This is a genomic window from Pseudomonas fluorescens (assembly GCF_001648775.1).
In the GTDB taxonomy this organism is placed as follows: domain Bacteria; phylum Pseudomonadota; class Gammaproteobacteria; order Pseudomonadales; family Pseudomonadaceae; genus Aquipseudomonas; species Aquipseudomonas fluorescens_M.
Map to the genome: position 1 here is coordinate 147,060 of NZ_LVEJ01000002.1, position 24,217 is coordinate 171,276.

Sequence of the window (24,217 nt, forward strand, 5' to 3'; positions counted from 1 at the left end):
TCAATGCCGAAATCTGTTGACCGAATTCCGCCGATGCCGCGTATTCAGGCGATTGACCCGCGTCATTCCGAGCAGAGCTGGGAGAGTGCGCCGCAATTGCTGGCGGCGCTCAACGGCGCGCGGCTCGGCGCCTGGTACTGGGACATCGAGCGCGGGCAGATCAGTTGGTCACGGGGGACTCAGGCTTTATTTGGCTTCGACCCACGGCAGCCGTTGCCGGAAGACCTTGAATACCTCGATTTGCTGCCCCCGGAGGATCGCGCCAAGACCGTCCGCGCCTTCCACGCGGTAATTGCCGGCGCACCGCTGGAACAGGCGATGCACCACCGCATCCGCTGGCCGGACGGCAGCCTGCACTGGCTGGAGATCAGCGGCAGCCTGCTGCCGGATAAAAACGGCCGCCCCCGAATGATCGGGGTGATTCGCGAAATCACCCACCAGCGTCAACGCGAACAAGCCCTGAGCAGCTCGGAGAAACGTTTCGCGACACTTTTTCACCTGTGCCCGAACATGGTCCTGCTGACCCGTCAGGAAGACGGCCTGATCAGCGAGGCCAATCAGTATTTCGAAAGCCTGTTCGGCTGGCCGGTACAGAGCGCCATTGGCCGCACCACGCTGGAATTGGGCCTGTGGGTGCACCCGGAGCAACGCGCCGAACTGGTCAAGAAGACCAACACCAAGGGCGAATTGATCAGCATGGAAGTGCAGTTTCGCGCCAGCAACGGACAGATCCACGATGGCATCCTCAGTGCGCAAAAGGTCGAACTCGAAGGCCAGCCCTATCTGCTCAGCACCTTCCTCGACACCACCGAACGCAAAGCCGCTGAACACGCCTTGAAGGACAGCCAGGAACGCCTCGATCTGGCATTGGATTCTGCACAACTCGGCACCTGGGACTGGCACATTCCCAGCGGCATGCTCTACGGCTCGGCGCGCGCCGCGCAATTGCACGGGCTGGAACCGAAACCGTTCCATGAGTCGTTCGAGGAGTTTTTCGAAGGTGTGCCCGGCGAAGAACGCGACAGCATGCGCGACGCCTACCGCAGCCTGCGCGAAGGCCCGGCGGGCAACTATCAACTGACCTATCGCGTGCAACTGCCGGACGGCAGTTCGCGCTATCTGGAAAGCCGCGCGCGGCTCTATCGTGACGACAACGGCGCGCCGCTGCGCATGGCCGGCACGTTGCTCGACATCACCGATCAGGTGGAGCGCGAACAGCGTCTGGTGGCTTCGGAAGAAAAATTCGCCACGCTGTTTCAGGTCAGCCCCGACCCGATCTGCGTCACCCGCCAGGAAACCGGTGAATTCATCGAGACCAACTCCAGCTTCAGCCAGACCTTTGGCTGGAGCGCTGCCGACGTGATCGGCCACACCGCCGAAGAAATCGGCTTGTGGGACGCCTCGGCAAAAAGCCTGCAACGCATTGAGCGGGTGATCCGCGAACAAGGCCTGAGCAATGTCGCGATCATCGTCCAGCACAAGGACGGCCAATCGCTGACGTGCGTGATTTCCAGCCGGCAGATCAGCGTTGGCGACCAGCCGTGCATCGTCACCACCCTGCGCGACATCACCCAGCAACAGCGTTCGGAAGCGGCACTGAAGGCCAGCGAAGAGAAATTCGCCAAGGCCTTTCACTCAAGCCCCGACGCGATCACCATCACCGAACGCGACACCGGCCGTTATCTGGAGGTCAACGACGGTTTCTGCCGGCTCACCGGCTATCGGGCCGAGGAAGTCGTGGGCAAAACCGTTTATCAGGTAGGTATCTGGGCTGAGGAAAAACAACGCTCGGCACTGCTCGCCGAATTGCAGATCAAGGGCCGCGTGCACCATCAGGAAATGCTCGGGCGCAACAAGCGTGGGGAATTACTGACCGTGGAGGTGTCGGTCGAGCCCATCACCCTCAATGAAACTGCCTGCCTGCTATTGACCGCGCGCGACGTCAGCCTGCTGAAAAACGCCGAAGCACAGATCCGTCATCTGGCTTACCACGACCCGCTGACCAACCTGCCCAACCGCGCGCTGTTGATGGATCGCCTGAGCCAACAGATCGCCCTGCTCAAACGCCACAACCTGCGCGGCGCGTTGCTGTTTCTCGACCTCGACCACTTCAAGCACATCAACGATTCCCTCGGCCATCCGGTCGGCGACACAGTGCTGAAGATCATCACCGCGCGGCTCGAAGCCAGTGTGCGCATGGAAGATACCGTCGCGCGCCTCGGCGGCGATGAGTTCGTGGTGCTGCTCAGTGGTCTCGAAGGCTCGCGCAATGAAGTCAGCGCACAAGTGCGCAATCTGGCCGACACCCTTCGCGAGTTGCTCTCGGAACCGATGTTCCTCGACGGCCAGCGCCTGCAAGTGACGCCGAGCATCGGCGTGGCGCTGATCCCCGATCACGGCTCGACCCCGACGGATTTGCTCAAACGCGCCGACATCGCTCTGTACCGGGCCAAGGATTCCGGGCGCAACACCACGCAGATGTACCACAACACCATGCAAAAAGCGGCCAGCGAACGGCTGCGCATGGAGACCGACCTGCGTCTGGCACTGTCACGTGGCGAGTTCAACGTGCATTTCCAGCCGCAAATCGACGCTCGAGACAATCGCATCATTGGCGCCGAAGCGCTGGTGCGCTGGAATCACCCGGAACTCGGCGCGCAGTCGCCCACCGAATTCATCAAGGTGCTGGAAGACAGCGGGCTGATTCTCGAAGTCGGCACCTGGATCCTCGATGAGGCGTGCGAGGCATTCAAACAATTGATCGCGCTGAAACTGGTCGACCCGCTGAATTTCAGCCTGTGCGTGAACATCAGCCCGCGCCAGTTCCGGCAGAACGATTTCGTCGAGCGTATCGAACACAGCATGATCAGCCACGGCCTGCCGTGCTCGTTGCTGAAACTGGAAATCACCGAAGGCATCGTCATCCAGAACCTCGAAGACACCATCAGCAAAATGCGTCGCTTGAAAAAGCTCGGCGTGAGTTTTGCCATGGACGATTTCGGCACCGGTTATTCGTCGCTGACGTACCTCAAACGCCTGCCGGTGGACACGCTGAAAATCGACCAGTCGTTCATCCGTGATGCAACCACTGACCCGAACGATGCCGAGATCATTCGCGCGATTGTCGCCATGGCACGCAGCCTGGAACTCGAGGTGATTGCCGAAGGCGTGGAAACCGCAGAGCAGTTGGCCTTCCTGCAGGGGCTGGGCTGCCACTTGTATCAGGGTTATCTGCACAGTCGCCCGGTAGCCCTGGAGGTCCTGAAAAAGCTGCTGCCATGACGCTGGCAACTGCGCACGTTGCAACAGACGCGCAATTGCCACGATTTGCAGCAACCTGTAGGGTCGCGGTTTTTGCGCCGTTTCGAGATCTGTCATGCAGGATGCAACCCTCCCCCGCCCGGCTCTGCTGGGTATCGACCTTGGCACCACCAACAGCCTGATCGCCGTCTGGCAGGACGGTCAGGCCCGACTGATCCCCAACGCCCTCGGCGAGGTGCTGACGCCATCGGTGGTCAGTCTCGATGACGACGACACGATTCTGGTCGGCAAAGCCGCCCGCGCCCGCCTGACCACGCACCCGGAGCGCAGCGCCGCGGCGTTCAAGCGCTTCATGGGCAGCGATAAACAAGTCCAGCTCGGTGCGCGTCAGTTCAGTCCGGAAGAGTTATCGGCGCTGGTCCTCGGCGCCCTCAAGCAAGACGCCGAAGCCTTTCTTGGCCATCCGGTGTCGGAAGCGGTGATTTCCGTCCCGGCGTATTTCAGCGACGAACAACGCAAACGCACGCTGTTTGCCGCCGAACTGGCCGGGCTCGCGGTGACACGCCTGATCAACGAGCCGACCGCCGCCGCCATGGCTTATGGGCTGCATGAGCAGAAATTCGAACGTACGCTGATCTTCGATCTGGGCGGCGGCACCTTCGACGTCACGGTGCTGGAATACGCTTTGCCACTGATCGAAGTGCACGCCTCCACCGGCGACAACTTTCTCGGCGGCGAAGACTTCACGGCAGCGCTGTTGCAGGCCTGCCTGAAACACTGGCAACTGACCCCGGCCATGGTCGATGCGCAAAGCATGGCCAGCCTCGGTGACGCGCTGGAACAGCTCAAATGCAAACTCGGTGAAGGGCTTCAACCACTGAGCTGGCGCCATGCTGACACGACGTTCGAATGGTCGCTGGACGAAGCGGCTGCGGTGAAAATCTGGGAACCCCTGCTGGCCCGTTTGCGTGCGCCGATCGAACAGGCGCTGCGCGATGCTCGCCTGAAACCTCGCGATCTCGACAGCCTGGTGCTGGTCGGCGGTGCGACGCGCATGCCGGCGGTGCAGCAAATGGTTGCGACACTGTTCGGTCGCCTGCCTTATCGGCACCTTGATCCGGACACGATTGTTGCGCTGGGAGCGGCGACGCAGGCGGCATGCAAAGCGCGCGATGGTGCGGTGGAAGAGCTGATTCTGACGGATGTCTGCCCTTACACGCTGGGCATTTCAACTATGCGCGGCGGCGACATCAAAGGCGCTTTCTCGCCCATCATCGAGCGCAACACCATCATCCCGACCTCGAAGGTCGAGCGCTATCACACCACTTCCCCAGGCCAGGAACTCATCCGTATCTCGGTCTATCAGGGCGAACGTCCGTGGGTGCGCGACAACATTTTCATCGATGCCTTCGATGTCAAACTAACGCCCAGCGAGCATATCCAGGCGCTGGATGTGCGCTTCAGCTATGACATCAACGGCCTGCTTGAAGTTGATGTCACGCTTGCGGAGACGGGCGAACGCCACAGCCACAGCATCGACCGCAGTCCGACCGGCCTCGACGCGCAATCGCGCCAAGCCAGCCATGAGCGCTTGACCTCGCTGAAGATTCATCCGCGCGACACCCTGCCCAATCGCACCCTGCTGGCTCGACTGGAACGGGCGTGGACGCAGAGTCTTGGGGAAGAACGCCAGCGCATTGCCGACTGGCTGGACAGTTTTACCACGGTGCTGGGCGGCCAGCGATCGGAAGAGATCGCCAGCCACCGCTCACAACTGAACAAGGTACTCGATGAGTTGCGCCTCTAGCCGTTGAGCCGGCGCAAAGCCGCCTGCAACCCACCGGACAACGTGTCCTCACGATCACTGTCCGGTGGCACGCCATAGCGATTGGGTAATTTCTCGCCGGGGAAACCGAACAACACGAGCGGCAGAAACGGCAACACCGGAGACAGGCCGACCAGCAGCACAAAGGTCGCAACGCCTCGCCCCATATCATGCAAGCGGCGCAGGATGGCGCTTAACAACAGCACCAGCGCCAGGGCCAACACCCCGTAGGCGAATGCCATTGATCCACTGAACAATGCCAACAGTGGCGTCAGCAGCAAGGTGGCAATGACCTGACCGATAAACTTCTCACGGCCCAATCGAGTGCCGATACGCCAGAACGCCATCGCCGGCGTCGGGCGAGTGTCGGCTTTGGCCAGCAGCAGACGCTCCGACCACGACAACAGCGCACTCAACGCAAAGCGCAAACCGAGGCCATTTTGCCCATCGTCCTTGGCCCGCTGCAGGCGCAGCAGGATTTTCTGCCGTGGCACACCAGCACTGCCGTAGGCCACCAGGTCCTTGAGCACATCCAGCGCCAGATAAAACGCAGCGCAATCGTTAACGCTTTCATCCGTCAGCGCCTGACGTGGCGGGCGCGTCGGTTCGCCCTTGATCAGGCCGTGACGGAATCCGTCGAACCAGTCCTGAGGATTGACCACCTCGGTGATGCTTTCGAGCAGGTATTTGCGTTGTTGCGCATTGAGTAACGGATCGTGATACAGCACGCCTCCCGCGAGCATGCGGCCGAGCAAATCCTCGCTGAAGCTGCCGATGTCGCTGCGCATGCATTCGAACAAACGGTCATTGCTCAACAGCCGGGTGCTGTCGAGTGCCTCCTGAACGCTGAACAACTGCCGCGCAAGCAAGGCATGCACCGGATCTGCCGCTTGCAGCCAGCCGAGCAGGCCACTGGCGCTGCCCTGCTCACGGTTCAATCGGCAGAGCAGCGGCTGCAAACGTGCCAGTGGATGCTCACGCACAATATTCATCGCGTCGATGCAGTGCGCCGATTGCGCACCCAGCCAGCGCACTGGCTCGTTGAGCGTAGCGAGCAGGTACAGCGCCTGACGGTGCCACTCCCAGACATCAGAATGGCCATCGATCACCGGAAGGTGCAGATCTTGTTCAGCCAGTCGCGCTTGCAGTTTGAGCCCATCGAGCACCGCGTCGCGCTTGTCGAGACTGAACGCCTCGTCCAGCCGCGCCAGCGCCTGGACGTCATAGGCCCGCAAACGCTGCATCCACCGCAGGCTCAGTTCCAGTGGCTCGCCCTTGTGCAGTTCGGGCGCGAGTGCTGTTGCTGCGTCGCCAGCCAGAAAGGCCTCCAGCGCCAACGGAATCGGCGCCTGGGTCAACCAGCAGATCTGCTGATCAGCCTGATAGCGGAAACCCTCCAGGATCAGTTGATCAATCACATCCGGCGGCTCGGGCGCCGCCATGATCCGTTGCAGCAATGGTACATCACCGCGATGCAAAGCCCAGGCGTGTTGATAGAGGGTTTGCAGCGGCCGGTCATCGCTGTCAGTGATCAGCCACGCCAGCAACGGCAACTCATCCCCGCTGATACGCCACTCGACGAAGGCATCGGCAATGTCTTGCAAGTCGAGTTGCCGGGCCCGGAACCAGCGACCCAGGGTTTCCGGGCGCTGCGATGGACTGCCGTATTCCTGGCTGACATCACTCAGGTCATCGGACCAGTCGCGGAAGTTTTCCAGACGATCGAAAGCCTGAATCAGCAGCGGCAAGCGTTGCGGCTGATGGCGCGCGCACAACGCCAACAGCCAGGTCGCGGCTTTCGGGTACTGATGTTCACGCCAGAGCTGCACCCAGGCCTGGAGCGCCAATTCCTCCATGCCCAGCGCGCTGCGCTGACTCGCCAACAGATAGAGCCAGTCGACATTCTGCGGCGCGAGTCGATGCTGCTCACTGAAAATGTCGAGAAAGTCTTTGCTGGCGACGCCGGCCTGACTGGACTGTATTGCCAGACGCTGCATCAACTGATCATCCGCAGGCAGCGGGATACAGGTATGCAGGCTGGCGAAATAGCGGTAGTCGTCCAGCGAGGCTTCTCGGTGCAGGTGATTCAGCGTGCGCACATACCAGAGTGTTTCCAGTTGCGCGACAGCGGGCCAGTGGCTCATCAGCGAGGTGTCGAACGGATCCGCCGCGTCGATACGCTGCAAAAACTCGTCGACATGCCGCGCGTTGTCGAAATCCAGATCCAGCAGGCGGCTTGCCCAGCCCAGGCGTTGGGCCAACAAGCGTGCGCAGACGTGGGAAATCGGGCCGGCGTCGAGCAACTCGCGCAACAATGGCCAGCACACCTCGTCCAGCACTTCCAGCGGCAAGCGATCCAGCTCAAGGTTGAATGCCTGCCAGGCCGCCGGATGGAAGCGACGTGTGGAATCAAGCAGCAAGGCGTCGAAGGCCGCCATCGTCTGATCGGCAGGGCTTGTCTCATCATCGGCCGGCTCATCCGCCTCGGCAGCCTCCTCACGAGCGAACCGAAGCGCCAGTTCATAGGCTTGGCGCAGTGCTTGAAAGCCTTCCGGGTCGGTTTCCGGATGGTGTTGCGGCAGGCGCGCGCGATAGGCCCCGCGAATGACGTCATTGTCTTTGGTGGGCTCGATACCCAAGCGAATCCAGCAGCTCATGACCAGTCGAACTCCCCTAACGAATCGGGCCGTTCGGGTAAATGCAGAGGCATGTCCCACGGCAATTGCGCAAAAAACTCGCGGGCATCGCGGTCGAGCTTCGTGATGACCACGGTGGTACCGATGTAGTCACCCTGCCGATCGTATTCGTGAGTGAGCTCTTCATCCTTGTTGCCCAGGCAATGCCAGAACGCTTTGCCGAAGACAAAGCCGTTCAGGTAGCTCGTCCAGCTGTCGTAGTAGTACCGCGCGCGCGCCGCCATTCGGCCGTGCAGCCAGAGGCTTTCGGTGAGATCAATCCAGCCGTGCAACACCGCCGAGCGCAGCAGAAAGCCCATGCGACCAATGTCCCAGGCACGGATGCCGCCGGAACCGCACTCGCCAAAGGTACGACTCGCTAGTTCGTAAAAGGCGCGCTGGCGGGTGTCGAGTGTTTCGAGCAACGCCTGCCATTCAGACGGCAGACACCGCTCCCACTGCCGATAGGCTTCGTTCAACTGCGTAGCGTGGCCAGTGTCAGCCGTACTGAGCATGTCCAGAAGTTGCTGGCGTGTGGTGATACCCCAACCGCCCTCGACATCGACGTGTTTGAGATCGAAGCAATAGGTGGGTGCGGCGTAATCGGCGTCGGGATTGAGGGCGACCAAAGGCGCAGAAAGCGCATACAGCCAGCGCTGTTCCAATTCGTCCATGAACAAAGGCTCCGGGGCCAGCGGGAATGAGGGAGTGCCGGCCTTGATGGCGCGGATTGTAAAGAGCCATAACAGCAGCGGCAAACGTTGCGTCGGTTTTCTTGCGTGCACAAAAAAGGCCCCGACGTATCGGGGCCTTCATTCAGCGGCTCATCGCCGGTTCAGGCGATTGTGTTGCGGCACATGACTCAGTGCTGCAACGCCGGCTTCTGCACCCCATTGATCGGGATGCGTTTGGCTTTCGCTTCTTCCGGGATCACCCGCAACAGGTCGATGCTCAGCAGACCGTTGCTCAGATCCGCCGCCTTGATCTCGATGTGATCGGCCAGGCGGAAGGACAGCTTGAAAGCACGCTGGGCGATGCCCTGATGCAAGAAGGTCACGCCTTCGTTGGCATCACGCTTGCCGCCACTGATGGTCAGCACACCCTTCTCGACTTGCAGCTCCAGGTCATCTTCCTGGAAACCAGCGGCGGCCACGACGATACGGTACTGGTCATCACCGTGCTTTTCGACGTTGTAAGGTGGGTAGCTGCTGCCTGGTTCGTTACGCAGGGCGGTTTCGAACAGGTCGTTGAAACGGTCGAAACCTACCGAGGAACGGAACAGTGGCGCGAGGGAAAATGCAGTACTCATGGTTCAAATCTCCTGAAAACAATCAGCAAGGTTTTTTGACTCCGCGACCCGAATTCGGCATCGCGTAACCCTTAGATAGGGACCGCTGAAATGATTTCAAGAGACTATTTGCAGATTTTTTTCAGGCCGCTTCGGCAACCGGCAGACCGAGTAAACGCGAGACGTGATCCGGCTCGGTTTCACGCCGCAGGACGGTGAACAGCTCGGTCGCTTGCGGATAATTGCGCGTCAGCATGGCCAGCCATTGCTTCAAACGGCCCGGCGATTGACGTGCGGTCATCTGCGCTTTGGCTTGCAGCCAGAAGTCCTGAATCAGCGGCATCAGCTCGGCCCACGTCATCTCGACAATTTCTTCACCAGCGCGAGCGGCGGCGATCTGCTTGGCCAGATCCGGGCGCGACACCAGACCGCGGCCGAGCATGATGTCTTCGACGCCACTGATTTCGCGGCAACGCCGCCAATCTTCGACGCTCCAGATATCACCGTTGGCGAACACCGGGACCTTGACCACGTCCTGCACGCGCGGAATCCACTCCCAATGCGCCGGCGGTTTGTAGCCGTCCATTTTGGTTCGCGCGTGAACCACGATGTGCTCGGCGCCGCCCTCAGCCAATGCCGTGGCGCAGACCAGTGAACCGTCCGGGCTGTCGAAGCCCAGACGCATCTTCGCGGTGACAGGAATGTGCGCAGGTACGGCGCGGCGGACGTGCTCGACGATCTGGTTGAGCAGCTCCGGCTCTTTGAGCAGCACGGCGCCGCCCCGGGATTTGTTCACGGTCTTGGCCGGGCAGCCAAAGTTGAGATCGATGACTTCGGAGCCGAGCTCGCAGGCCAGCGCAGCGTTTTCTGCCAGACACACCGGGTCGGAACCGAGCAATTGCACGCGCAATGGCACACCGGATGCGGTGCGCGCGCCGTTGAGCAACTCCGGGCCGAACTTGTGGAAATAGGCCGGCGTGAGCAACTGGTCGTTGACCCGAATGAATTCGGTCACGCACCAGTCGATGCCGCCAACGCGGGTCAGCACGTCGCGGAGAATGTCGTCGACCAACCCCTCCATGGGTGCCAGAGCAATTTGCATGGGGAAACACTACTTGAAGAAAAAACGTGCGGCAGTTTACTGGATATCGCAGGAAATCGCAGAAACCTTGTGGGAGCGAGCCTGCTCGCGAAAGCGGTGGATCAGCCATGCATATTTCAACTGACAGACTGCATTCGCGAGCAGGCTCGCACACATTTAGATTTGGGTGGTATCCGGGATCTGGATCGCCGGGCCATAGCCCTCAATGAACTCGGCCGGCATGCGCTTCGGCTTACCAGTGGACAGTTCAATACAGACAAACGTGGTTTGCGCGCGCAGCAGCGTGGTGTTGTCGCTCGGGCGCTTGAGCTGGAAATGCCGGGTCATTTTCAGGCGCTGATCCCAATCGACGATCCACGTCGCCAATTGCAGTTCGTCGCCTTCATAAGCCGCTGCCAGATAATCGATCTCGTGGCGCACTACCGCCATCGCCCGATCCAGACGTCGGTACTCGACCAGATCCAGGCCCAGACGCTGCGAGTGGCGCCAGGCGCAGCGTTCGAGCCAGGTCACGTACACCGCGTTATTCGCGTGGCCCAGCCCGTCGATGTCTTCGGCGCCTACTTGCAGATCAATGGTAAACGGCGTTGCCCGATCCCAGCCCATGCCCCACTCCCGGTCAATGTATTCAACCGAGGCAGTGTAACGGAGCTCACGCCGATTGGCGCGCCTGAAGGCTGCGGCCGGCAAGCAGTGATAACACGCCATCAACCACACGCGGGTCAGCCAGCACGCGTTGATGACCGCCGCCTTCAAGACGCAACAGGCGGCTGTCGAACCAGGATTCGTGGATCAGTTGCGATTCCTTGACCGAGACGAAGTTGTCGTCCTCGGCATGCACGATCAGGCCGGGCATATCCAGTTGATAGTGAGCAACGTCGAGCGTGGCGGCGCGCATCCCGACATCTTGTTCGACCTGACGAATAAACGCCGAACGAGCCCGGGGTGGCATGCCGACGTAGCGAGCAAAACCGCGCAGTACACCAAGAATTCGCGCAGGAGCGGCGATGCTGACGAGGGTTTCGGTGCGCAAGCCCAGTTGCACAGCGAGCATGGCGCTGGCGCCGCCCATGGAATGACCGATGACCGCTTGCAGTGGCGGCAACTCGGCAGCCGCTTCGAGCATTGCCCGAGCGAACAACACGACATTAGCTTCACGCCCCGGCGAACGACCATGAGCCGGGCCATCGAGCGCGACAACGGTGTAACCGGCCTCGACCAGTGCGCTGATCAGCGCGGCGAATTGGGTTGGCCGCCCTTCCCAACCGTGCATCAGCAGCACTGTCGGGCCCTGCCCCCAGCGCAGCGCCGAGAGACCAAAACGCAAAGTGATCCGTTCGGAACTGGCCAGCAGCGGCAACTCCCAATCCCGTAGAGGCAACGACCGCGGCGTCATGAACGCCAGACGCATTTTGCTCGCCACGCGTTTCGGTGCAATCCAGCCCAAGGTGCCATTAACGCCACGAACCCACTTCAACGTGTTCATCGCTCTCTCCTCAGGCCTGTTGCCTTCAGGTCAACGCACCGCCGACTTGGCAGCGCGCAGCAATCGATCGGATAAATCTCCCGGGCCCAGCGCTCTTGCGAGGGCCAGACCACCCACCATCAAGGCCACGTCGGCCAGGGCTTTGTCGGTGTCCTCAGGGCTGGACGCCAACTGCGCGATCATCAGTTCCAGATGCTCGTTCAGCGCGATGCGGAACGATTCCGGCAAACGACCCAATTCGCCAATCGAAGCGGGAATCGGGCATGCCGCGTCACTGGAATCACGATGCTTGCGCGACAGGTAAAACGCAGCGACCAGGGCGCGGCGCTCTTCACCGGTCAATTCGCTATCCATGTCGGCAATCAGGTCGCGGCGGCGACCGAGAAGCTGCTTGAACGCTTCGAGCATCATTGCGTCCTTGCTTTCGAAGTGCGCATAGAAACCACCGACCGTCAGGCCGGCTGCGCCCATCACTTCGCCCACGCTAGGGTCGGCCGGGCCACGCTGAATCAGTGCGGCGCTGGCAGCCTTGAGGATGCGTTCGCGGGTTTGAGCTTTTTTATCGTTCATCGTTGCCTCCGAATATTACGACTAGAATATTATTCGCATAATAATATTCTGCAAGTCAAGGATATGACCGCTGGTCTGAAGCACAGTGTAAGGAAAAAGGAGAATTGGCCAAACGCCAGACAAACAAAAGGGCCATTCAATAATTGAATGACCCTTATAAATCCCGCAGAGCGGGTAATCGTGGCGTCCCCTAGGGGACTCGAACCCCTGTTACCGCCGTGAAAGGGCGGTGTCCTAGGCCACTAGACGAAGGGGACACAAACCTTCTATACAACTGATCAGCGCTGAGAACTGATCGATTCAAGGCCGGTGTGGCCAGACCTTGAACTTGTAAAATTGGTGGAGCTTAGCGGGATCGAACCGCTGACCTCCTGCATGCCATGCAGGCGCTCTCCCAGCTGAGCTAAAGCCCCGGATTTTTCGCCTCGCGGCGGAGTGACATCTTGCAACATCACTTCTGTAAAACTGGCGTCCCCTAGGGGACTCGAACCCCTGTTACCGCCGTGAAAGGGCGGTGTCCTAGGCCACTAGACGAAGGGGACGCAAACCCTTCTATACAACTGATCAACGCTGAGTGTTGATCCCTTCAAGACCAGTGTGGCCAGGCCTTGAAGTGTAAAATTGGTGGAGCTAAACGGGATCGAACCGTTGACCTCCTGCATGCCATGCAGGCGCTCTCCCAGCTGAGCTATAGCCCCTCATCGTTGATGTCATCGCTGAGGACGGGGCGAATCTTAAGGGTGTACGGAAAGCCTGTCAAACTTATTTTTGAAATTTTTCAAAGTTTTTCGTCGGCATAACAATCACTTACCGCCCTCCCCCGTAAATTCGGGGGAAAAACGCCGAAGGCCGGAATCAAAAGATCCCGGCCTTCGGTAGATCCTGCAGAGTCAGGCGCGCTTAAGCGATAGCGCCCAGCAGTTTTTCCCACTCTTTGTTTTCTTTCTTCGACACGCCGCCCAGCAGGTCGATCGCCTGACGCAGACGATAACGGGTCAGATCCGGGCCAAGGATTTCCATCGCATCGAGCACCGATACCGAACTCGCCTGCCCGGTGATCGCGGCAAACATCAGCGGCATCGCATCGCGCAGTTTCAACTCCAGCGACTCGACCACCGCCTGAATCGTTGCAGTGATGGCGTCTTTCTCCCACTGACGCAGGCTTTCCAGCTTCCACAGGATCAACTGCATCAACTGCCGAACCTGATCACCCGAGAGCTTTTTCGATTCGAACAGCTTGGCATCAGGGTTAACGCCACCGGCGAAGAAGAAGCCGCCCAGCGGAGCAACCTGGCTGAAGGTTTCAACGCGCCCCTGAACCAGCGGCGCGATCTTCATCATGTATTCCGGGTTCAACGCCCAGGTCTGCAGACGGCTGGCGAACTCTTCCACCGGCAGATCACGCAGCCATTGGCCGTTGAGCCACGACAGCTTCTCGATGTCGAAGATCGGCCCGCCGAGGGACACACGCTTGAGGTCGAAGTTGTCGACCATTTCCTGCAACGAGAACTTCTCACGCTCGTCCGGCATCGACCAGCCCATGCGACCGAGGTAGTTGAGCATCGCCTCAGGCATGAAGCCCATGCGCTCGTAGAACGTCACCGAGGTCGGGTTCTTGCGCTTGGACAGCTTGCTCTTGTCCGGGTTACGCAGCAGCGGCATGTAACACAGCTCCGGTTGTTCCCAGCCGAAGTATTCGTACAACAGAATCAGTTTTGGTGCCGATGGCAGCCATTCTTCGCCACGCAGCACATGGGTGATGCCCATCAGGTGGTCGTCGACGACGTTGGCGAGGAAGTACGTCGGCAGGCCGTCGGTCTTCATCAACACTTGCATGTCCATGCGATCCCACGGGATCTCGACGTCGCCACGCAGCATGTCCGGCACCACGCAGACGCCTTCGCTCGGCACTTTCATGCGGATCACGTGCGGTTCGCCAGCCGCCAGACGGGCCGCGACTTCTTCTTTCGACAGCAACAGCGCGCGGCCGTCGTAGCGTGGGGTTTCGCCACGAGCCATTTGCTCGGCGCGCATCTGATCGAGTTCTTCAGCAGTGCAGAAGCATGGGAACGCGTGGCCCATGTCGACCAGTTGCTGGCAGTACTTCTGATAGATGTCGCCGCGCTCGCTCTGACGGTATGGACCGTGCGGGCCGCCGACGTCCGGCCCTTCGCTCCAGTCGATACCCAGCCAGCGCAGGGCGTCGAAGATCTGCTGTTCGGACTCGCGGGTCGAACGCAACTGGTCGGTGTCTTCGATCCGCAGGATGAACTCACCGCCATGCTGCTTGGCAAAGCAGTAGTTGAACAATGCGATGTAAGCGGTACCTACGTGGGGGTCCCCGGTAGGCGATGGCGCGATGCGAGTGCGGACGGTGGTCATGGCATGTCTCGAAAAGAATGAAAAGCAAAACTATCAAGCGGCGAATGGTAACAGGCGACACCCGCCCCGCTCCAGCAGACAGGGCATTTAAGCCAAGTTTGCGTCTGGAACGCCCGTAAGCCGTGGTGAATGGGCAAATATCAACGGTTGGCATTTACCGTTTATCGGCTGTATGCCAGATTCGCCTGCTGATAACTTTCCTTACAATTCCTCGACTACAGTTTGCCCATGCCTGCCCAACTCAAGCGTCGCCTGTTGATTTTCCTGCTGCTCGTCCTGCTGATCGCCGGGGGCTTTTTCGCCCATTGGTTTTTCAAGGGACGCTTTTATGAAAGCACTGACAACGCCTATGTCCAGGGCGAAATCACCCGTGTCTCGAGCCAACTGAGCGCGCGCATCGATGAAGTGTTGGTACAGGACAATCAGCACGTGGAAAAAGGCCAACTGCTGGTGCGCCTCGAACCGAATGATTTCCGCCTGGCCATCGATCGCGCCAATGCCGCCCTCGCCACCCGCGAAGCCGAGCGCCTGCAAGCACAAAGCAAACTGACCCAACAATCGAGCCTGATCGCCGCCAGCGATGCGCAAGTGGCGACCACTCAAGCGACACTCGGCCGTTCGCAGATGGATTTGTCGCGCGCCGAGACGCTGCGCAAACCCGGTTACGTTTCCGAAGAGCGCGTGACCACCCTCTCCGCCGACACCCACATTGCCCGTTCGCAAGTGGCCAAGGCGCAGGCCGACGCGCAAGGCCAGCGTCAGCAAGTCAACGCCCTGAACGCCGAAATCAAACGCCTCGACGCGCAGATTGCCAACGCCCGCGCCGATCTCGCGCAAGCCGAACTAAACCTGACCCGCAGCGAAATCCACGCACCCATCAGCGGCCTCGTCGGCCAGCGCGCCGCGCGTAACGGCCAAGTGGTGCAGGCCGGCGCTTACCTGTTGTCGATCGTCCCGGACGAAGACATCTGGGTCCAGGCCAACTTCAAGGAAACCCAGATCGGTCATATGCAACCCGGACAAAAAGCCGAGCTGACCTTCGATGCCTATGGCGACACGCCGATCGAAGCGCGGGTCGACAGCTTGTTCGCTGCTTCCGGCGCGCAGTTCAGCTTGCTGCCACCGGACAACGCCACCGGCAACTTCACCAAAGTCGTGCAGCGGATTCCGGTGAAACTGACCTTCAAGGCCGACAACCCGCTGCACGGCAAGATCCGCCCGGGCATGTCCGTCACCGCCACCGTGAACATCAAAGACGCCCCGGACAATGGCCGGTGATTCGCTGATCCGCCCGGTCGGCGAACCGACCCGGCGCGATTGGATTGCGGTGATGAGCGTGATGCTCGGCGCCTTCATGGCCGTGCTCGACATCCAGATCACCAACTCTTCGCTGAAAGATATTCAGGGCGCGCTGTCGGCGACGCTGGAAGAAGGTTCGTGGATTTCCACGTCGTACCTGGTCGCGGAAATCATCATGATTCCGCTGACCGCGTGGCTGGTGCAACTGCTGTCGGCGCGGCGCCTGGCCGTGTGGGTGTCGCTGGGGTTTCTGGTGTCTTCGTTGCTGTGCTCGATGGCCTGGAGCCTGGAGAGCATGATCGTTTTCCGCGCCATGCAGGGCTTCACCGGCGGCGCGCTGATCCCGCTGGCGTTCACCCTGACCCTGATCAAACTCCCCGAACACCATCGCGCCAAAGGCATGGCGATGTTCGCCATGACCGCGACGTTCGCGCCGTCAATCGGCCCGACGCTGGGCGGCTGGCTCACGGAAAACTGGGGCTGGGAATACATCTTCTATATCAACATTCCACCGGGCCTGATCATGATCGCCGGTTTGATGTACGGACTGGAGAAGAAAGAAGCGCACTGGGAACTGCTGAAAAGCACCGACTACACCGGCATCCTCACGCTAGGGATTGGCCTCGGTTGCTTGCAGGTGTTTCTGGAAGAAGGTCATCGCAAGGACTGGCTCGAATCGAGCCTGATCGTGACGCTGGGCAGCATCGCGCTAGTAAGCCTGATCACCTTCGTCATCGTGCAGATTTCCAAACCCAATCCGCTGATCAACCTCGGGATCCTGCGCAATCGCAACTTCGGTCTGTCGAGTATTTCCAGCCTGGGCATGGGTGTCGGGTTGTACGGTTCGATCTATCTGTTGCCGCTGTATCTGGCGCAGATCCAGAACTACAACGCCTTGCAGATCGGCGAAGTGATCATGTGGATGGGCGTGCCGCAGCTGTTCCTGATTCCGCTGGTGCCGAAGTTGATGAAGTTCATTTCGCCGAAGTGGCTGTGCACCTTGGGGTTCGGGCTATTCGGGTTGGCGAGTTTTTCATCCGGCGTGCTCAATCCCGACTTTGCCGGGCCGCAGTTCAATCAGATCCAGATCATTCGGGCTCTGGGGCAGCCATTGATCATGGTGACCATTTCGCTGATCGCCACGGCGTACATTCTGCCGCAGGACGCGGGCTCGGCGTCGAGTCTGTTCAATATCCTGCGTAACCTTGGCGGTGCGATCGGCATTGCCCTGCTGGCGACGCTGCTGGATGCGCGCACCAAGACTTACTTCGATTATTTGCGCGAGGCGGTGGTGCCGACCAACCCGCAGGTGGCCGAGCGATTGGCGTCGATGACCGATCGGTTTGGCAATGACACGGCGGCGCTGGGCAAGTTGAGTGAAATCGTCCATCAGCAGGCGGCGATCATGGCGTACAACGATGCGTTTCACTTTGTCGGGATTGCGCTGGGAATCAGTATGTTGGCGATTTTGCTGACCAAGAAATTGCCACAAGGGTTGAAGGCTGGGGAATCCCATTGAGACCGCGTTGCCTCCATTCGCGAGCAGGCTCGCTCCCACAGGGGATTTGTGAACGACACAGATCCAAGGTGGGCGCGAGCCTGCTCGCGAAGAGGCCCGCTCAGGCAATGAAGATCAAACAGCCAAAAGCCGCTCGCGCAATTTGGCAATCTCATCACGCATCTGCGCCGCCGCTTCGAACTCCAGATCCCGCGCCAGCTGATACATCTTCTCTTCCAGCGCACGAATACGTTTGGTGATCTCGCTCGGCGAGCGCAGTTCGGCTTCGTACTTGGCGTTTTCTTCGGCGGCTTTGGCCATGCCCTTGCGCTTCTTGCTGCGCGAGCCCGGCACGGTGGCGCCTTCCATGATGTCGGCGACATCCTTGATCACACCACGCGGGGTGATGCCGTTTTCCAGGTTGAAGGCGATCTGCTTGTCGCGACGACGCTCGGTCTCGCCAATCGCCCGCTCCATCGAACCGGTCATGCGATCAGCGTAGAGAATCGCCCGGCCATTGAGGTTACGTGCAGCGCGGCCAATGGTCTGGATCAGTGAACGCTCGGAGCGCAGGAAGCCCTCCTTGTCTGCGTCGAGAATCGCCACCAGCGACACTTCCGGCATGTCCAGCCCTTCGCGCAGCAAGTTGATCCCGACCAGCACGTCGAAGGTGCCGAGGCGCAGGTCACGGATGATTTCCACGCGCTCAACGGTGTCGATGTCCGAGTGCAGATAACGCACGCGCACGCCGTGGTCGGCGAGGTAATCGGTAAGGTCTTCGGCCATGCGCTTGGTCAAGGTGGTGACCAGCACCCGCTCCTCGACCGCCACGCGCTTACCGATTTCCGAGAGCAGATCGTCGACCTGAGTCAGTGCCGGACGCACTTCAACCTGTGGGTCGACCAGACCGGTCGGCCGCACCACTTGCTCGACCACGCGCCCGGCGTGCTCGGCTTCATAGTTGCCTGGCGTCGCCGAGACGAAAATGGTCTGCGGGCTGACCCCTTCCCACTCGTCAAACCGCATCGGCCGGTTGTCCAGCGCGGAAGGCAAACGGAAGCCGTATTCGACGAGGGTTTCCTTACGCGAACGGTCGCCCTTATACATCGCGCCGACCTGCGGCACGCTGACGTGGGATTCGTCGATCACCAGCAAGGCATCCGCCGGCAGGTAATCGTAAAGGGTCGGCGGCGCGGCACCGGCCGGACGTCCGGACAGATAACGCGAGTAGTTTTCAATGCCGTTGCAGTAACCCAGTTCGAGGATCATTTCCAGGTCGAAGCGGGTGCGCTGTTCCAGACGCTGGGCTTCGACCAGTTTGTTGTTGCTGCGCAGATATTCGAGGCGTTCCTGCAATTCGACCTTGATGTGTTCAATGGCGTCGAGCAGGGTTTCCCGTGGCGTCACATAGTGGCTCTTCGGGTAAAAGGTGAAGCGCGGCATCTTGCGGATGACTTCGCCGGTCAGCGGATCGAATGCGGAAATGCTTTCAACCTCGTCATCGAACAGCTCGATGCGGATCGCTTCCAGATCGGATTCTGCCGGGTAAATGTCGATCACATCGCCGCGCACACGGAAAGTCGCGCGGGCAAAATCCATGTCATTGCGGGTGTATTGCAGGTCGGCCAAACGCCGCAGCAGTGCGCGCTGATCGAGTTTGTCGCCGCGATCGACGTGCAAGACCATCTTCAAATAGGTTTCCGGGCTACCGAGACCGTAGATGCACGACACCGTGGTGACGATGATCGCGTCCTTGCGCTCCAGCAACGCCTTGGTCGCTGACAGACGCATCTGCTCGATGTGGTCGTTGATCGACGCATCCTTCTCGATGAAGGTGTCGGACGACGGCACGTAGGCCTCGGGCTGGTAGTAGTCGTAATAGGAAACGAAATATTCGACGGCGTTGTTCGGGAAAAACGCCTTGAACTCGCCGTACAACTGCGCAGCCAGGGTTTTGTTCGGCGCCAGCACCAGCGTCGGGCGCTGTATCTGCGAGATGACATTGGCGATGCTGAAGGTCTTGCCCGAGCCGGTCACACCGAGCAGCGTCTGGTGCGCCAGCCCGGCTTCAATGCCCTCCACCAGTTGGCGAATGGCTTCCGGCTGATCGCCGGCGGGCTCGAAGCGGGTGACAAGCTGGAATTCGGACATACACACCTCTGGGATCGCGGCATTCCGAGCAAAGCGGAGCACCACGGGGACGACCGCAAACGACCGATGTCGCGCAAGAAAAAAGCTGGATTGTGCTCAATGTGGTGGCGATTGCCCGCTGTTTCAAGGCAAACGTCCTACATCCGGTAAAGACTCTGACACGAGCAATCGACTAACGGTCAAGAAATAATCGGAAAAACTTGCCTGAAAAGCCGATTCGCCTGTCGCCATCGCTCAGTAATGGCCTCTATACTAGCTCCCCGTTTGTGCACCGCTCTAGTGCATTCGGCTGGAGCGCCACACGTCCCTCCACACTCCATTCAGAGCCGCCGTAATAATGAGCCTGTTCTCCGCTGTCGAAATGGCACCCCGCGATCCAATCCTGGGCCTCAACGAAGCATTCAACGCCGATACCCGGACCACCAAGGTCAACCTGGGCGTGGGTGTTTACTGCAACGAAGAGGGGCGAATTCCACTTCTGCGCGCTGTAATCGAAGCCGAGACGATTCGCGTCGCTCAACACGCTTCGCGCGGTTACCTGCCGATCGATGGCATCGCTGCCTACGACCAGGCTGTGCAAAAGCTGCTGTTCGGCAACGACTCGCCGCTGATCAGCGCCGGTCGCGTCATCACCACTCAGGCCGTCGGCGGGACCGGCGCACTGAAAATCGGTGCCGACTTCCTCAAGCAACTGCTGCCGAACGCCGTTGTGGCAATCAGCGACCCGAGCTGGGAAAACCACCGCGCGCTGTTCGAAACCGCCGGTTTCCCGGTGCAGAACTATCGCTACTACGACGCTGCTACCCATGACGTAAATCGTGCTGGCATGCTCGAAGACCTCAACGCCCTGCCGAACGGCTCGATCGTTATCCTCCACGCTTGCTGCCACAACCCGACCGGCGTCGACCTGACTCCGGCGGACTGGAACAACGTGCTGGAAGTGGTCAAGGCCAAGGGCCACGTGCCGTTCCTCGACATGGCTTACCAGGGTTTCGGTGACGGTATCGACGAAGACGCCGCCGCCGTGCGCCTGTTCGCAGAATCCGGTCTGACTTTCTTCGTCTCGAGCTCGTTCTCCAAGTCGTTCTCGCTGTACGGCGAGCGTGTTGGCGCGCTGTCGATCATCAGCGAGTCGAAAGAAGAAAGCGCGCGCGTACTGTCGCAAGTCAAACGCGTTATCCGTACCAACTACTCCAACCCGCCAACCCACGGTGCGAGCATCGTTGCTGCGGTGTTGAACAGCCCGGAACTGCGCGCACAGTGGGAAGCCGAACTGGCTGAAATGCGTCTGCGCATTCGTGGCATGCGTACGCAGATGGTTGATCTGCTGGCAGAGAAAGCCCCGGGCCGCGACTTCAGCTTCGTCGGTCGCCAGCGCGGGATGTTCTCCTACTCCGGCCTGACCACTGAACAGGTTCATCGCCTGCGTAACGAGTTCGGCATCTACGCCTTGGACACCGGCCGCATCTGCGTGGCTGCGCTGAACCAGAGCAACATCAAGGCTGTGACGGATGCGATCGTTCAGGTCATCTGATCACGCTGCGTGGTGAAAAACGGGAAGCCTTGGGGCTTCCCGTTTTTTATTTGTCCGAAGGAATGCCACATTCCCTCTAAACTGCACACAAATCTGAAGAGTGGGAGCGAGCCTGCTCGCGAATGCGGTGGGTCAGTCGCCATCATTGTTGACAGACAAACCGCATTCGCGAGCAGGCTCGCTCCCACAGGTTATGCGTACATCCGAGATTTTTGAGAGAACCCAAATGAAAAACGACAACCTGCGCGCCGACCGTGACGATCTGGATGACTTCATCCCTCGCACCTCGGCCAAACGCGAAAAAAGCCTGGTGCTGCAAGTCGCCGCCGGGGTGTTTCTCGGCGGTCTGGCGCTGTGGCTGGTGCAACTGGCAGCCACAGCGGCGTACGCCAAATTGCTGCTCGGAACGATTACTTTCGGCAGTTAAGCCAATTCGCTCGCGCGCTGAGTCGCGGCATCGTCGTAAACGACGTATAGCGATTCGGCGATCTGGCTCTTGATCGCCTTGGTGCTCTCCAGACCGAGGACGAACCCTTCGGCCTTGCCGCCAGCGCGGTTCAATTCCTCGGCGGTGCTGGCCTGGGTGATTGCGTCGAAGAGCTTTTCGGCGTGGGGACCGACGCCTTTGGGCAGACTGATTTGCGCAATGCTCATGCGAGCACCGCGCTGTTGCGGGTTGATTCATTCATGGCGCGTACCTTTTCGGCGAATGGCCGGCAGCGCGTGTGACCACTTCCGGGCGGCCATGGTAGACCTCTGCTACGGTTCTGGTAACCGCCAATCGCTGACAAACCGCCATCCATCCCGAAAATTCACTCATTTTTGCAACCGGTGCTTGACTTCTCTTTTTGAATCAGTAACATACGCACCAATTCCGCAATAGCTCAGTTGGTAGAGCAAATGACTGTTAATCATTGGGTCCCTGGTTCGAGTCCAGGTTGTGGAGCCAAATAGCAAAGCCCCTGAATCGAAAGATTCAGGGGCTTTTTTGTGGGCGCTCGAAAAGATCACCTATTGATCTACAAACGAAAAAGGGCCGACCTGTGTTTAACAGATCGGCCCTTTTCTATTCAGGCGCAGTCGTCAGACGTGCTCGCTGGGTCTCACCTGCACCTTCGGCGCACCATGCCCATGATCGTGGTCATCAGGCTCGATCACCGGCACTTCCTTGCCGTCGCAGTCGTGCAGTTTGCCGTCGCTGAAATAATCGCCTTCACGCAGCGCCGCCAGATCGCGATAGCGCAGGGTCCGCTCCTCTGCCGCGGCAAACACCGACTGTTGATCGGAGTTACCGGCCGTGAAGTGGTTGAACGCCAGGTTGAGCAGAATCGCCATGATCGCCGACGAGCTGATGCCCGAGTGGAAAATGGTCGCGAACCAGCTTGGGAAGTGATCGTAGAAGTTCGGCGCAGCAATCGGGATCATGCCGAAACCGATCGAGGTGGCGACGATGATCAGGTTGACGTTGTTGCGGTAATCAACTTTCGACAGCGTCCGAATACCACTCGCCGCCACAGTGCCAAACAGCACGATACCGGCGCCGCCGAGTACCGAAGTCGGTACCGCCGCGATGACCCGGCCCATGAAGGGCAGCAAACCGAGGATCACCAGGAACACACCGCCAGTGGCCACCACGTAACGGCTCTTGATCCCGGTCACGGCCACCAGCCCGACGTTCTGGGCGAAGGCGCTCTGGGTGAAGGAACCGAAGATCGGCGCAAACATGCTCGACAGCATGTCAGCGCGCAGGCCATTGCCCAGACGCTTGGAGTCGACTTTGGTGCCGATGATTTCACCGACCGCGAGGATATCAGCGGAGGTTTCCACCAAAGTCACCATGACCACGATGCACATCGACAGGATCGCGGCGAAGTGGAAAGTCGGCATGCCGAAGTGGAACGGCGTCGGGAAGCCGAACATCGGCCCGGTGGTGACGCTGGAGAAATCCGCCATGCCGAGGAACACCGCCAACACCGTGCCGATCACCATGGCCAACAGGATCGACAGACGCGAGATGGTCGAGCTGCCGACTTTGCTCAGCAGCAACACCAGCACCAGCGTTACTGCCGCCAGACCGATGTTCTGCATGCTGCCGAAGTCCGGCGCGTGGCTGTTGCCGCCCATCGCCCAGCGTGCGGCCACCGGCATCAGCGTCAGGCCGATGGTGGTGATCACAATGCCGGTGACCAAGGGTGGGAAGAACTTGGTGATGCGCGAGAACACTGGCGTGATCAGCAAGCCGATCAAGGAGGCCGCAATCACCGCGCCAAGCACCGACTGGAAACCGCCCTCCCCGCCACTGCTGACGATCGCGACCATGGTCGCAACACCGGAGAACGACACGCCCTGTACCAGCGGCAACTGACAGCCAAAAAACGGTAGACCCAGGGTTTGCAGCAGTGTCGCCAGCCCCCCCGCAAACAATGAAGCAGCAATCAGCAAACCAATATCCGCCGGCGACAGGCCGGCCGCCTGGCCGATGATCAGTGGCACCGCAACGATACCGCCGTACATGGTCAGAACATGTTGCAGGCCGTAAGCCATATTCGCGCCGACCCCGAGATTTTCATCCTCGGGCCGTTGGTGTGAAACATGGGGCGTTTTCATGGTGGGGGGTTCCCTGGTTTTTGTTATGCGCACACTGTATTCAATACTCGTGACAAATGTCCATAGAGTTGTATACAACTTGTCAGTCACATAATGGATAGGTAGCCACCCAACCTTCTATACCGCCGCTTGTATCCCCCACAAATCCGGCAACACATCCCTACCTGCATCTGCGCCAACGACCAATAGGCTGAAGTGTTCATGGCGACCGACGGTGCGGCCGCAGTCTTTTTTATACATATAAAGTATGCATAATGCAGTTAATCGATATTCAGTTCGACAAAAGCAAGAACGCAGCCAACAAACTCAAGCACAGGGGCATCAGCCTCGCCCAGACCGAAGTGGTCTTTTACGACGAACGAGCAATAACTGTTGAAGACAACGACCATGACGAACAACGCTGGATCACTCTCGGTCTCGACGCCAAGGGACGCTTGCTGGTCGTCGCATACAGTTATCGCGAGCCGAATGTCGTTCGAATTATTTCTGCACGTGTCGCCACACCGGGCGAGCGTTGCGCCTATTTTCTGGAGGCTTGA

18 protein-coding genes and 5 tRNA genes are annotated in these 24,217 nt (G+C 59.7%); 8 read left to right on the forward strand and 15 right to left on the reverse strand.

Going from position 1 to position 24,217, the window contains the following annotated elements:
• The first annotated feature begins 3 nt into the window (after nucleotides 1-3).
• Both A8O26_RS03690 and A8O26_RS03695 read left to right on the forward strand, forming a co-directional pair.
• Entirely contained in the window at nucleotides 4-3,282 is a 3,279-nt protein-coding gene (locus A8O26_RS03690) for a PAS domain S-box protein (RefSeq protein ID WP_064116816.1), read from the forward strand.
• 94 nt (nucleotides 3,283-3,376) lie between these two features.
• Entirely contained in the window at nucleotides 3,377-5,068 is a 1,692-nt protein-coding gene (locus A8O26_RS03695) for a molecular chaperone HscC (protein WP_064116817.1), read from the forward strand.
• Here A8O26_RS03695 and A8O26_RS03700 read toward each other — a convergent pair.
• The 12 genes from A8O26_RS03700 to gltX all read right to left on the reverse strand — a co-directional run bounded on the left by A8O26_RS03700 (nucleotide 5,065) and on the right by gltX (nucleotide 14,589).
• The gene (locus A8O26_RS03700) at nucleotides 5,065-7,743 is read right to left on the reverse strand and encodes a DUF805 domain-containing protein (protein ID WP_064116818.1); all 2,679 of its coding nucleotides are present in this window, start codon (nucleotides 7,741-7,743) and stop codon (nucleotides 5,065-5,067) included. The genes A8O26_RS03695 and A8O26_RS03700 overlap by 4 nt on opposite strands.
• Nucleotides 7,740-8,435: a DUF1266 domain-containing protein gene (locus A8O26_RS03705; protein WP_064116819.1), complete on the reverse strand. Its 696-nt coding sequence runs from the start codon at nucleotides 8,433-8,435 to the stop codon at nucleotides 7,740-7,742. Before A8O26_RS03705 ends, A8O26_RS03700 begins: the two co-directional genes overlap by 4 nt.
• Before the next feature lie 188 nt (nucleotides 8,436-8,623).
• Nucleotides 8,624-9,070 carry an Hsp20 family protein gene (locus A8O26_RS03710; protein ID WP_064116820.1) on the reverse strand — a complete coding sequence of 149 codons (447 nt, stop codon included), beginning with the start codon at nucleotides 9,068-9,070 and terminating at the stop codon, nucleotides 8,624-8,626.
• Between the two features lie 121 nt (nucleotides 9,071-9,191).
• Entirely contained in the window at nucleotides 9,192-10,151 is a 960-nt protein-coding gene (locus A8O26_RS03715) for a tRNA dihydrouridine synthase (protein WP_064116821.1), read from the reverse strand.
• A gap of 156 nt (nucleotides 10,152-10,307) precedes the next feature.
• On the reverse strand, nucleotides 10,308-10,757 hold the full coding sequence (locus A8O26_RS03720) for an acyl-CoA thioesterase (protein ID WP_064116822.1): 450 nt from the start codon (nucleotides 10,755-10,757) through the stop codon (nucleotides 10,308-10,310).
• Between the two features lie 46 nt (nucleotides 10,758-10,803).
• Nucleotides 10,804-11,637: an alpha/beta fold hydrolase gene (locus A8O26_RS03725; protein ID WP_064116823.1), complete on the reverse strand. Its 834-nt coding sequence runs from the start codon at nucleotides 11,635-11,637 to the stop codon at nucleotides 10,804-10,806.
• A gap of 30 nt (nucleotides 11,638-11,667) precedes the next feature.
• Nucleotides 11,668-12,207, reverse strand: a complete 540-nt coding sequence (locus A8O26_RS03730; RefSeq protein WP_045122549.1) for a TetR/AcrR family transcriptional regulator — start codon at nucleotides 12,205-12,207, stop codon at nucleotides 11,668-11,670.
• Between the two features lie 181 nt (nucleotides 12,208-12,388).
• Nucleotides 12,389-12,464: transfer RNA gene (locus A8O26_RS03735), tRNA-Glu, on the reverse strand.
• 80 nt (nucleotides 12,465-12,544) lie between these two features.
• A tRNA-Ala gene (locus A8O26_RS03740) sits at nucleotides 12,545-12,620 on the reverse strand.
• A gap of 53 nt (nucleotides 12,621-12,673) precedes the next feature.
• Nucleotides 12,674-12,749, reverse strand: a tRNA-Glu gene (locus A8O26_RS03745).
• An 80-nt stretch (nucleotides 12,750-12,829) separates the two neighbouring features.
• Nucleotides 12,830-12,905 (reverse strand) — tRNA-Ala (locus A8O26_RS03750).
• Nucleotides 12,906-13,107: 202 nt separating this feature from the next.
• The gene (gltX, locus tag A8O26_RS03755) at nucleotides 13,108-14,589 is read right to left on the reverse strand and encodes a glutamate--tRNA ligase (protein ID WP_064116824.1); all 1,482 of its coding nucleotides are present in this window, start codon (nucleotides 14,587-14,589) and stop codon (nucleotides 13,108-13,110) included.
• Between the two features lie 228 nt (nucleotides 14,590-14,817).
• On the opposite strand from gltX, the gene A8O26_RS03760 reads away from it, so the two are divergent.
• Entirely contained in the window at nucleotides 14,818-15,867 is a 1,050-nt protein-coding gene (locus A8O26_RS03760) for an HlyD family secretion protein (RefSeq protein WP_064116825.1), read from the forward strand.
• A 49-nt stretch (nucleotides 15,868-15,916) separates the two neighbouring features.
• A complete protein-coding gene (locus A8O26_RS03765; RefSeq protein WP_172828116.1) occupies nucleotides 15,917-17,407 on the forward strand; it encodes an MDR family MFS transporter in 1,491 nt (496 codons plus the stop codon).
• 114 nt (nucleotides 17,408-17,521) lie between these two features.
• On the opposite strand, the gene uvrB is transcribed toward A8O26_RS03765, so the two are convergent.
• Complete coding sequence (gene uvrB / locus A8O26_RS03770) at nucleotides 17,522-19,537, reverse strand: excinuclease ABC subunit UvrB (protein WP_064116827.1); 2,016 nt, start codon at nucleotides 19,535-19,537, stop codon at nucleotides 17,522-17,524.
• A 337-nt stretch (nucleotides 19,538-19,874) separates the two neighbouring features.
• Between uvrB and A8O26_RS03775 the strand changes: the two genes are divergently transcribed.
• Nucleotides 19,875-21,071, forward strand: coding sequence for an amino acid aminotransferase (locus A8O26_RS03775; protein ID WP_064116828.1), 1,197 nt, complete (start codon nucleotides 19,875-19,877; stop codon nucleotides 21,069-21,071).
• 226 nt (nucleotides 21,072-21,297) lie between these two features.
• Nucleotides 21,298-21,498 (forward strand): hypothetical protein, encoded by a 201-nt coding sequence (locus tag A8O26_RS03780; RefSeq protein ID WP_064116829.1) that lies wholly within the window; start codon nucleotides 21,298-21,300, stop codon nucleotides 21,496-21,498.
• Here A8O26_RS03780 and A8O26_RS03785 read toward each other — a convergent pair.
• Nucleotides 21,495-21,725, reverse strand: a complete 231-nt coding sequence (locus tag A8O26_RS03785) for a hypothetical protein (RefSeq protein WP_064116830.1) — start codon at nucleotides 21,723-21,725, stop codon at nucleotides 21,495-21,497. The two genes, A8O26_RS03780 and A8O26_RS03785, sit on opposite strands and share 4 nt — an antisense overlap.
• Before the next feature lie 219 nt (nucleotides 21,726-21,944).
• On the opposite strand from A8O26_RS03785, the gene A8O26_RS03790 reads away from it, so the two are divergent.
• Nucleotides 21,945-22,020 (forward strand) — tRNA-Asn (locus A8O26_RS03790).
• Between the two features lie 134 nt (nucleotides 22,021-22,154).
• Here A8O26_RS03790 and A8O26_RS03795 read toward each other — a convergent pair.
• Nucleotides 22,155-23,678 (reverse strand): nucleobase:cation symporter-2 family protein, encoded by a 1,524-nt coding sequence (locus tag A8O26_RS03795; protein ID WP_064116831.1) that lies wholly within the window; start codon nucleotides 23,676-23,678, stop codon nucleotides 22,155-22,157.
• Nucleotides 23,679-23,932: 254 nt separating this feature from the next.
• Between A8O26_RS03795 and A8O26_RS03800 the strand changes: the two genes are divergently transcribed.
• Nucleotides 23,933-24,217, forward strand: coding sequence for a BrnT family toxin (locus tag A8O26_RS03800; RefSeq protein ID WP_064116832.1), 285 nt, complete (start codon nucleotides 23,933-23,935; stop codon nucleotides 24,215-24,217).

Bases quoted from the DNA above. Each gene is read 5' to 3' on its own strand.
- A8O26_RS03710 (WP_064116820.1), bottom strand. From the start codon at position 9,070: ATGAGTACTGCATTTTCCCTCGCGCCACTGTTCCGTTCCTCGGTAGGT.
- uvrB (WP_064116827.1), bottom strand. From the start codon at position 19,537: ATGTCCGAATTCCAGCTTGTCACCCGCTTCGAGCCCGCCGGCGATCAG.
- A8O26_RS03725 (WP_064116823.1), bottom strand. From the start codon at position 11,637: ATGAACACGTTGAAGTGGGTTCGTGGCGTTAATGGCACCTTGGGCTGG.
- A8O26_RS03705 (WP_064116819.1), bottom strand. From the start codon at position 8,435: ATGGACGAATTGGAACAGCGCTGGCTGTATGCGCTTTCTGCGCCTTTG.
- A8O26_RS03695 (WP_064116817.1), top strand. From the start codon at position 3,377: ATGCAGGATGCAACCCTCCCCCGCCCGGCTCTGCTGGGTATCGACCTT.
- A8O26_RS03700 (WP_064116818.1), bottom strand. From the start codon at position 7,743: ATGAGCTGCTGGATTCGCTTGGGTATCGAGCCCACCAAAGACAATGAC.
- A8O26_RS03690 (WP_064116816.1), top strand. From the start codon at position 4: ATGCCGAAATCTGTTGACCGAATTCCGCCGATGCCGCGTATTCAGGCG.
- A8O26_RS03720 (WP_064116822.1), bottom strand. From the start codon at position 10,757: ATGGGCTGGGATCGGGCAACGCCGTTTACCATTGATCTGCAAGTAGGC.
- A8O26_RS03730 (WP_045122549.1), bottom strand. From the start codon at position 12,207: ATGAACGATAAAAAAGCTCAAACCCGCGAACGCATCCTCAAGGCTGCC.
- A8O26_RS03760 (WP_064116825.1), top strand. From the start codon at position 14,818: ATGCCTGCCCAACTCAAGCGTCGCCTGTTGATTTTCCTGCTGCTCGTC.
- A8O26_RS03785 (WP_064116830.1), bottom strand. From the start codon at position 21,725: ATGAGCATTGCGCAAATCAGTCTGCCCAAAGGCGTCGGTCCCCACGCC.
- A8O26_RS03800 (WP_064116832.1), top strand. From the start codon at position 23,933: ATGCAGTTAATCGATATTCAGTTCGACAAAAGCAAGAACGCAGCCAAC.
- A8O26_RS03715 (WP_064116821.1), bottom strand. From the start codon at position 10,151: ATGCAAATTGCTCTGGCACCCATGGAGGGGTTGGTCGACGACATTCTC.
- A8O26_RS03795 (WP_064116831.1), bottom strand. From the start codon at position 23,678: ATGAAAACGCCCCATGTTTCACACCAACGGCCCGAGGATGAAAATCTC.
- A8O26_RS03775 (WP_064116828.1), top strand. From the start codon at position 19,875: ATGAGCCTGTTCTCCGCTGTCGAAATGGCACCCCGCGATCCAATCCTG.
- A8O26_RS03780 (WP_064116829.1), top strand. From the start codon at position 21,298: ATGAAAAACGACAACCTGCGCGCCGACCGTGACGATCTGGATGACTTC.
- gltX (WP_064116824.1), bottom strand. From the start codon at position 14,589: ATGACCACCGTCCGCACTCGCATCGCGCCATCGCCTACCGGGGACCCC.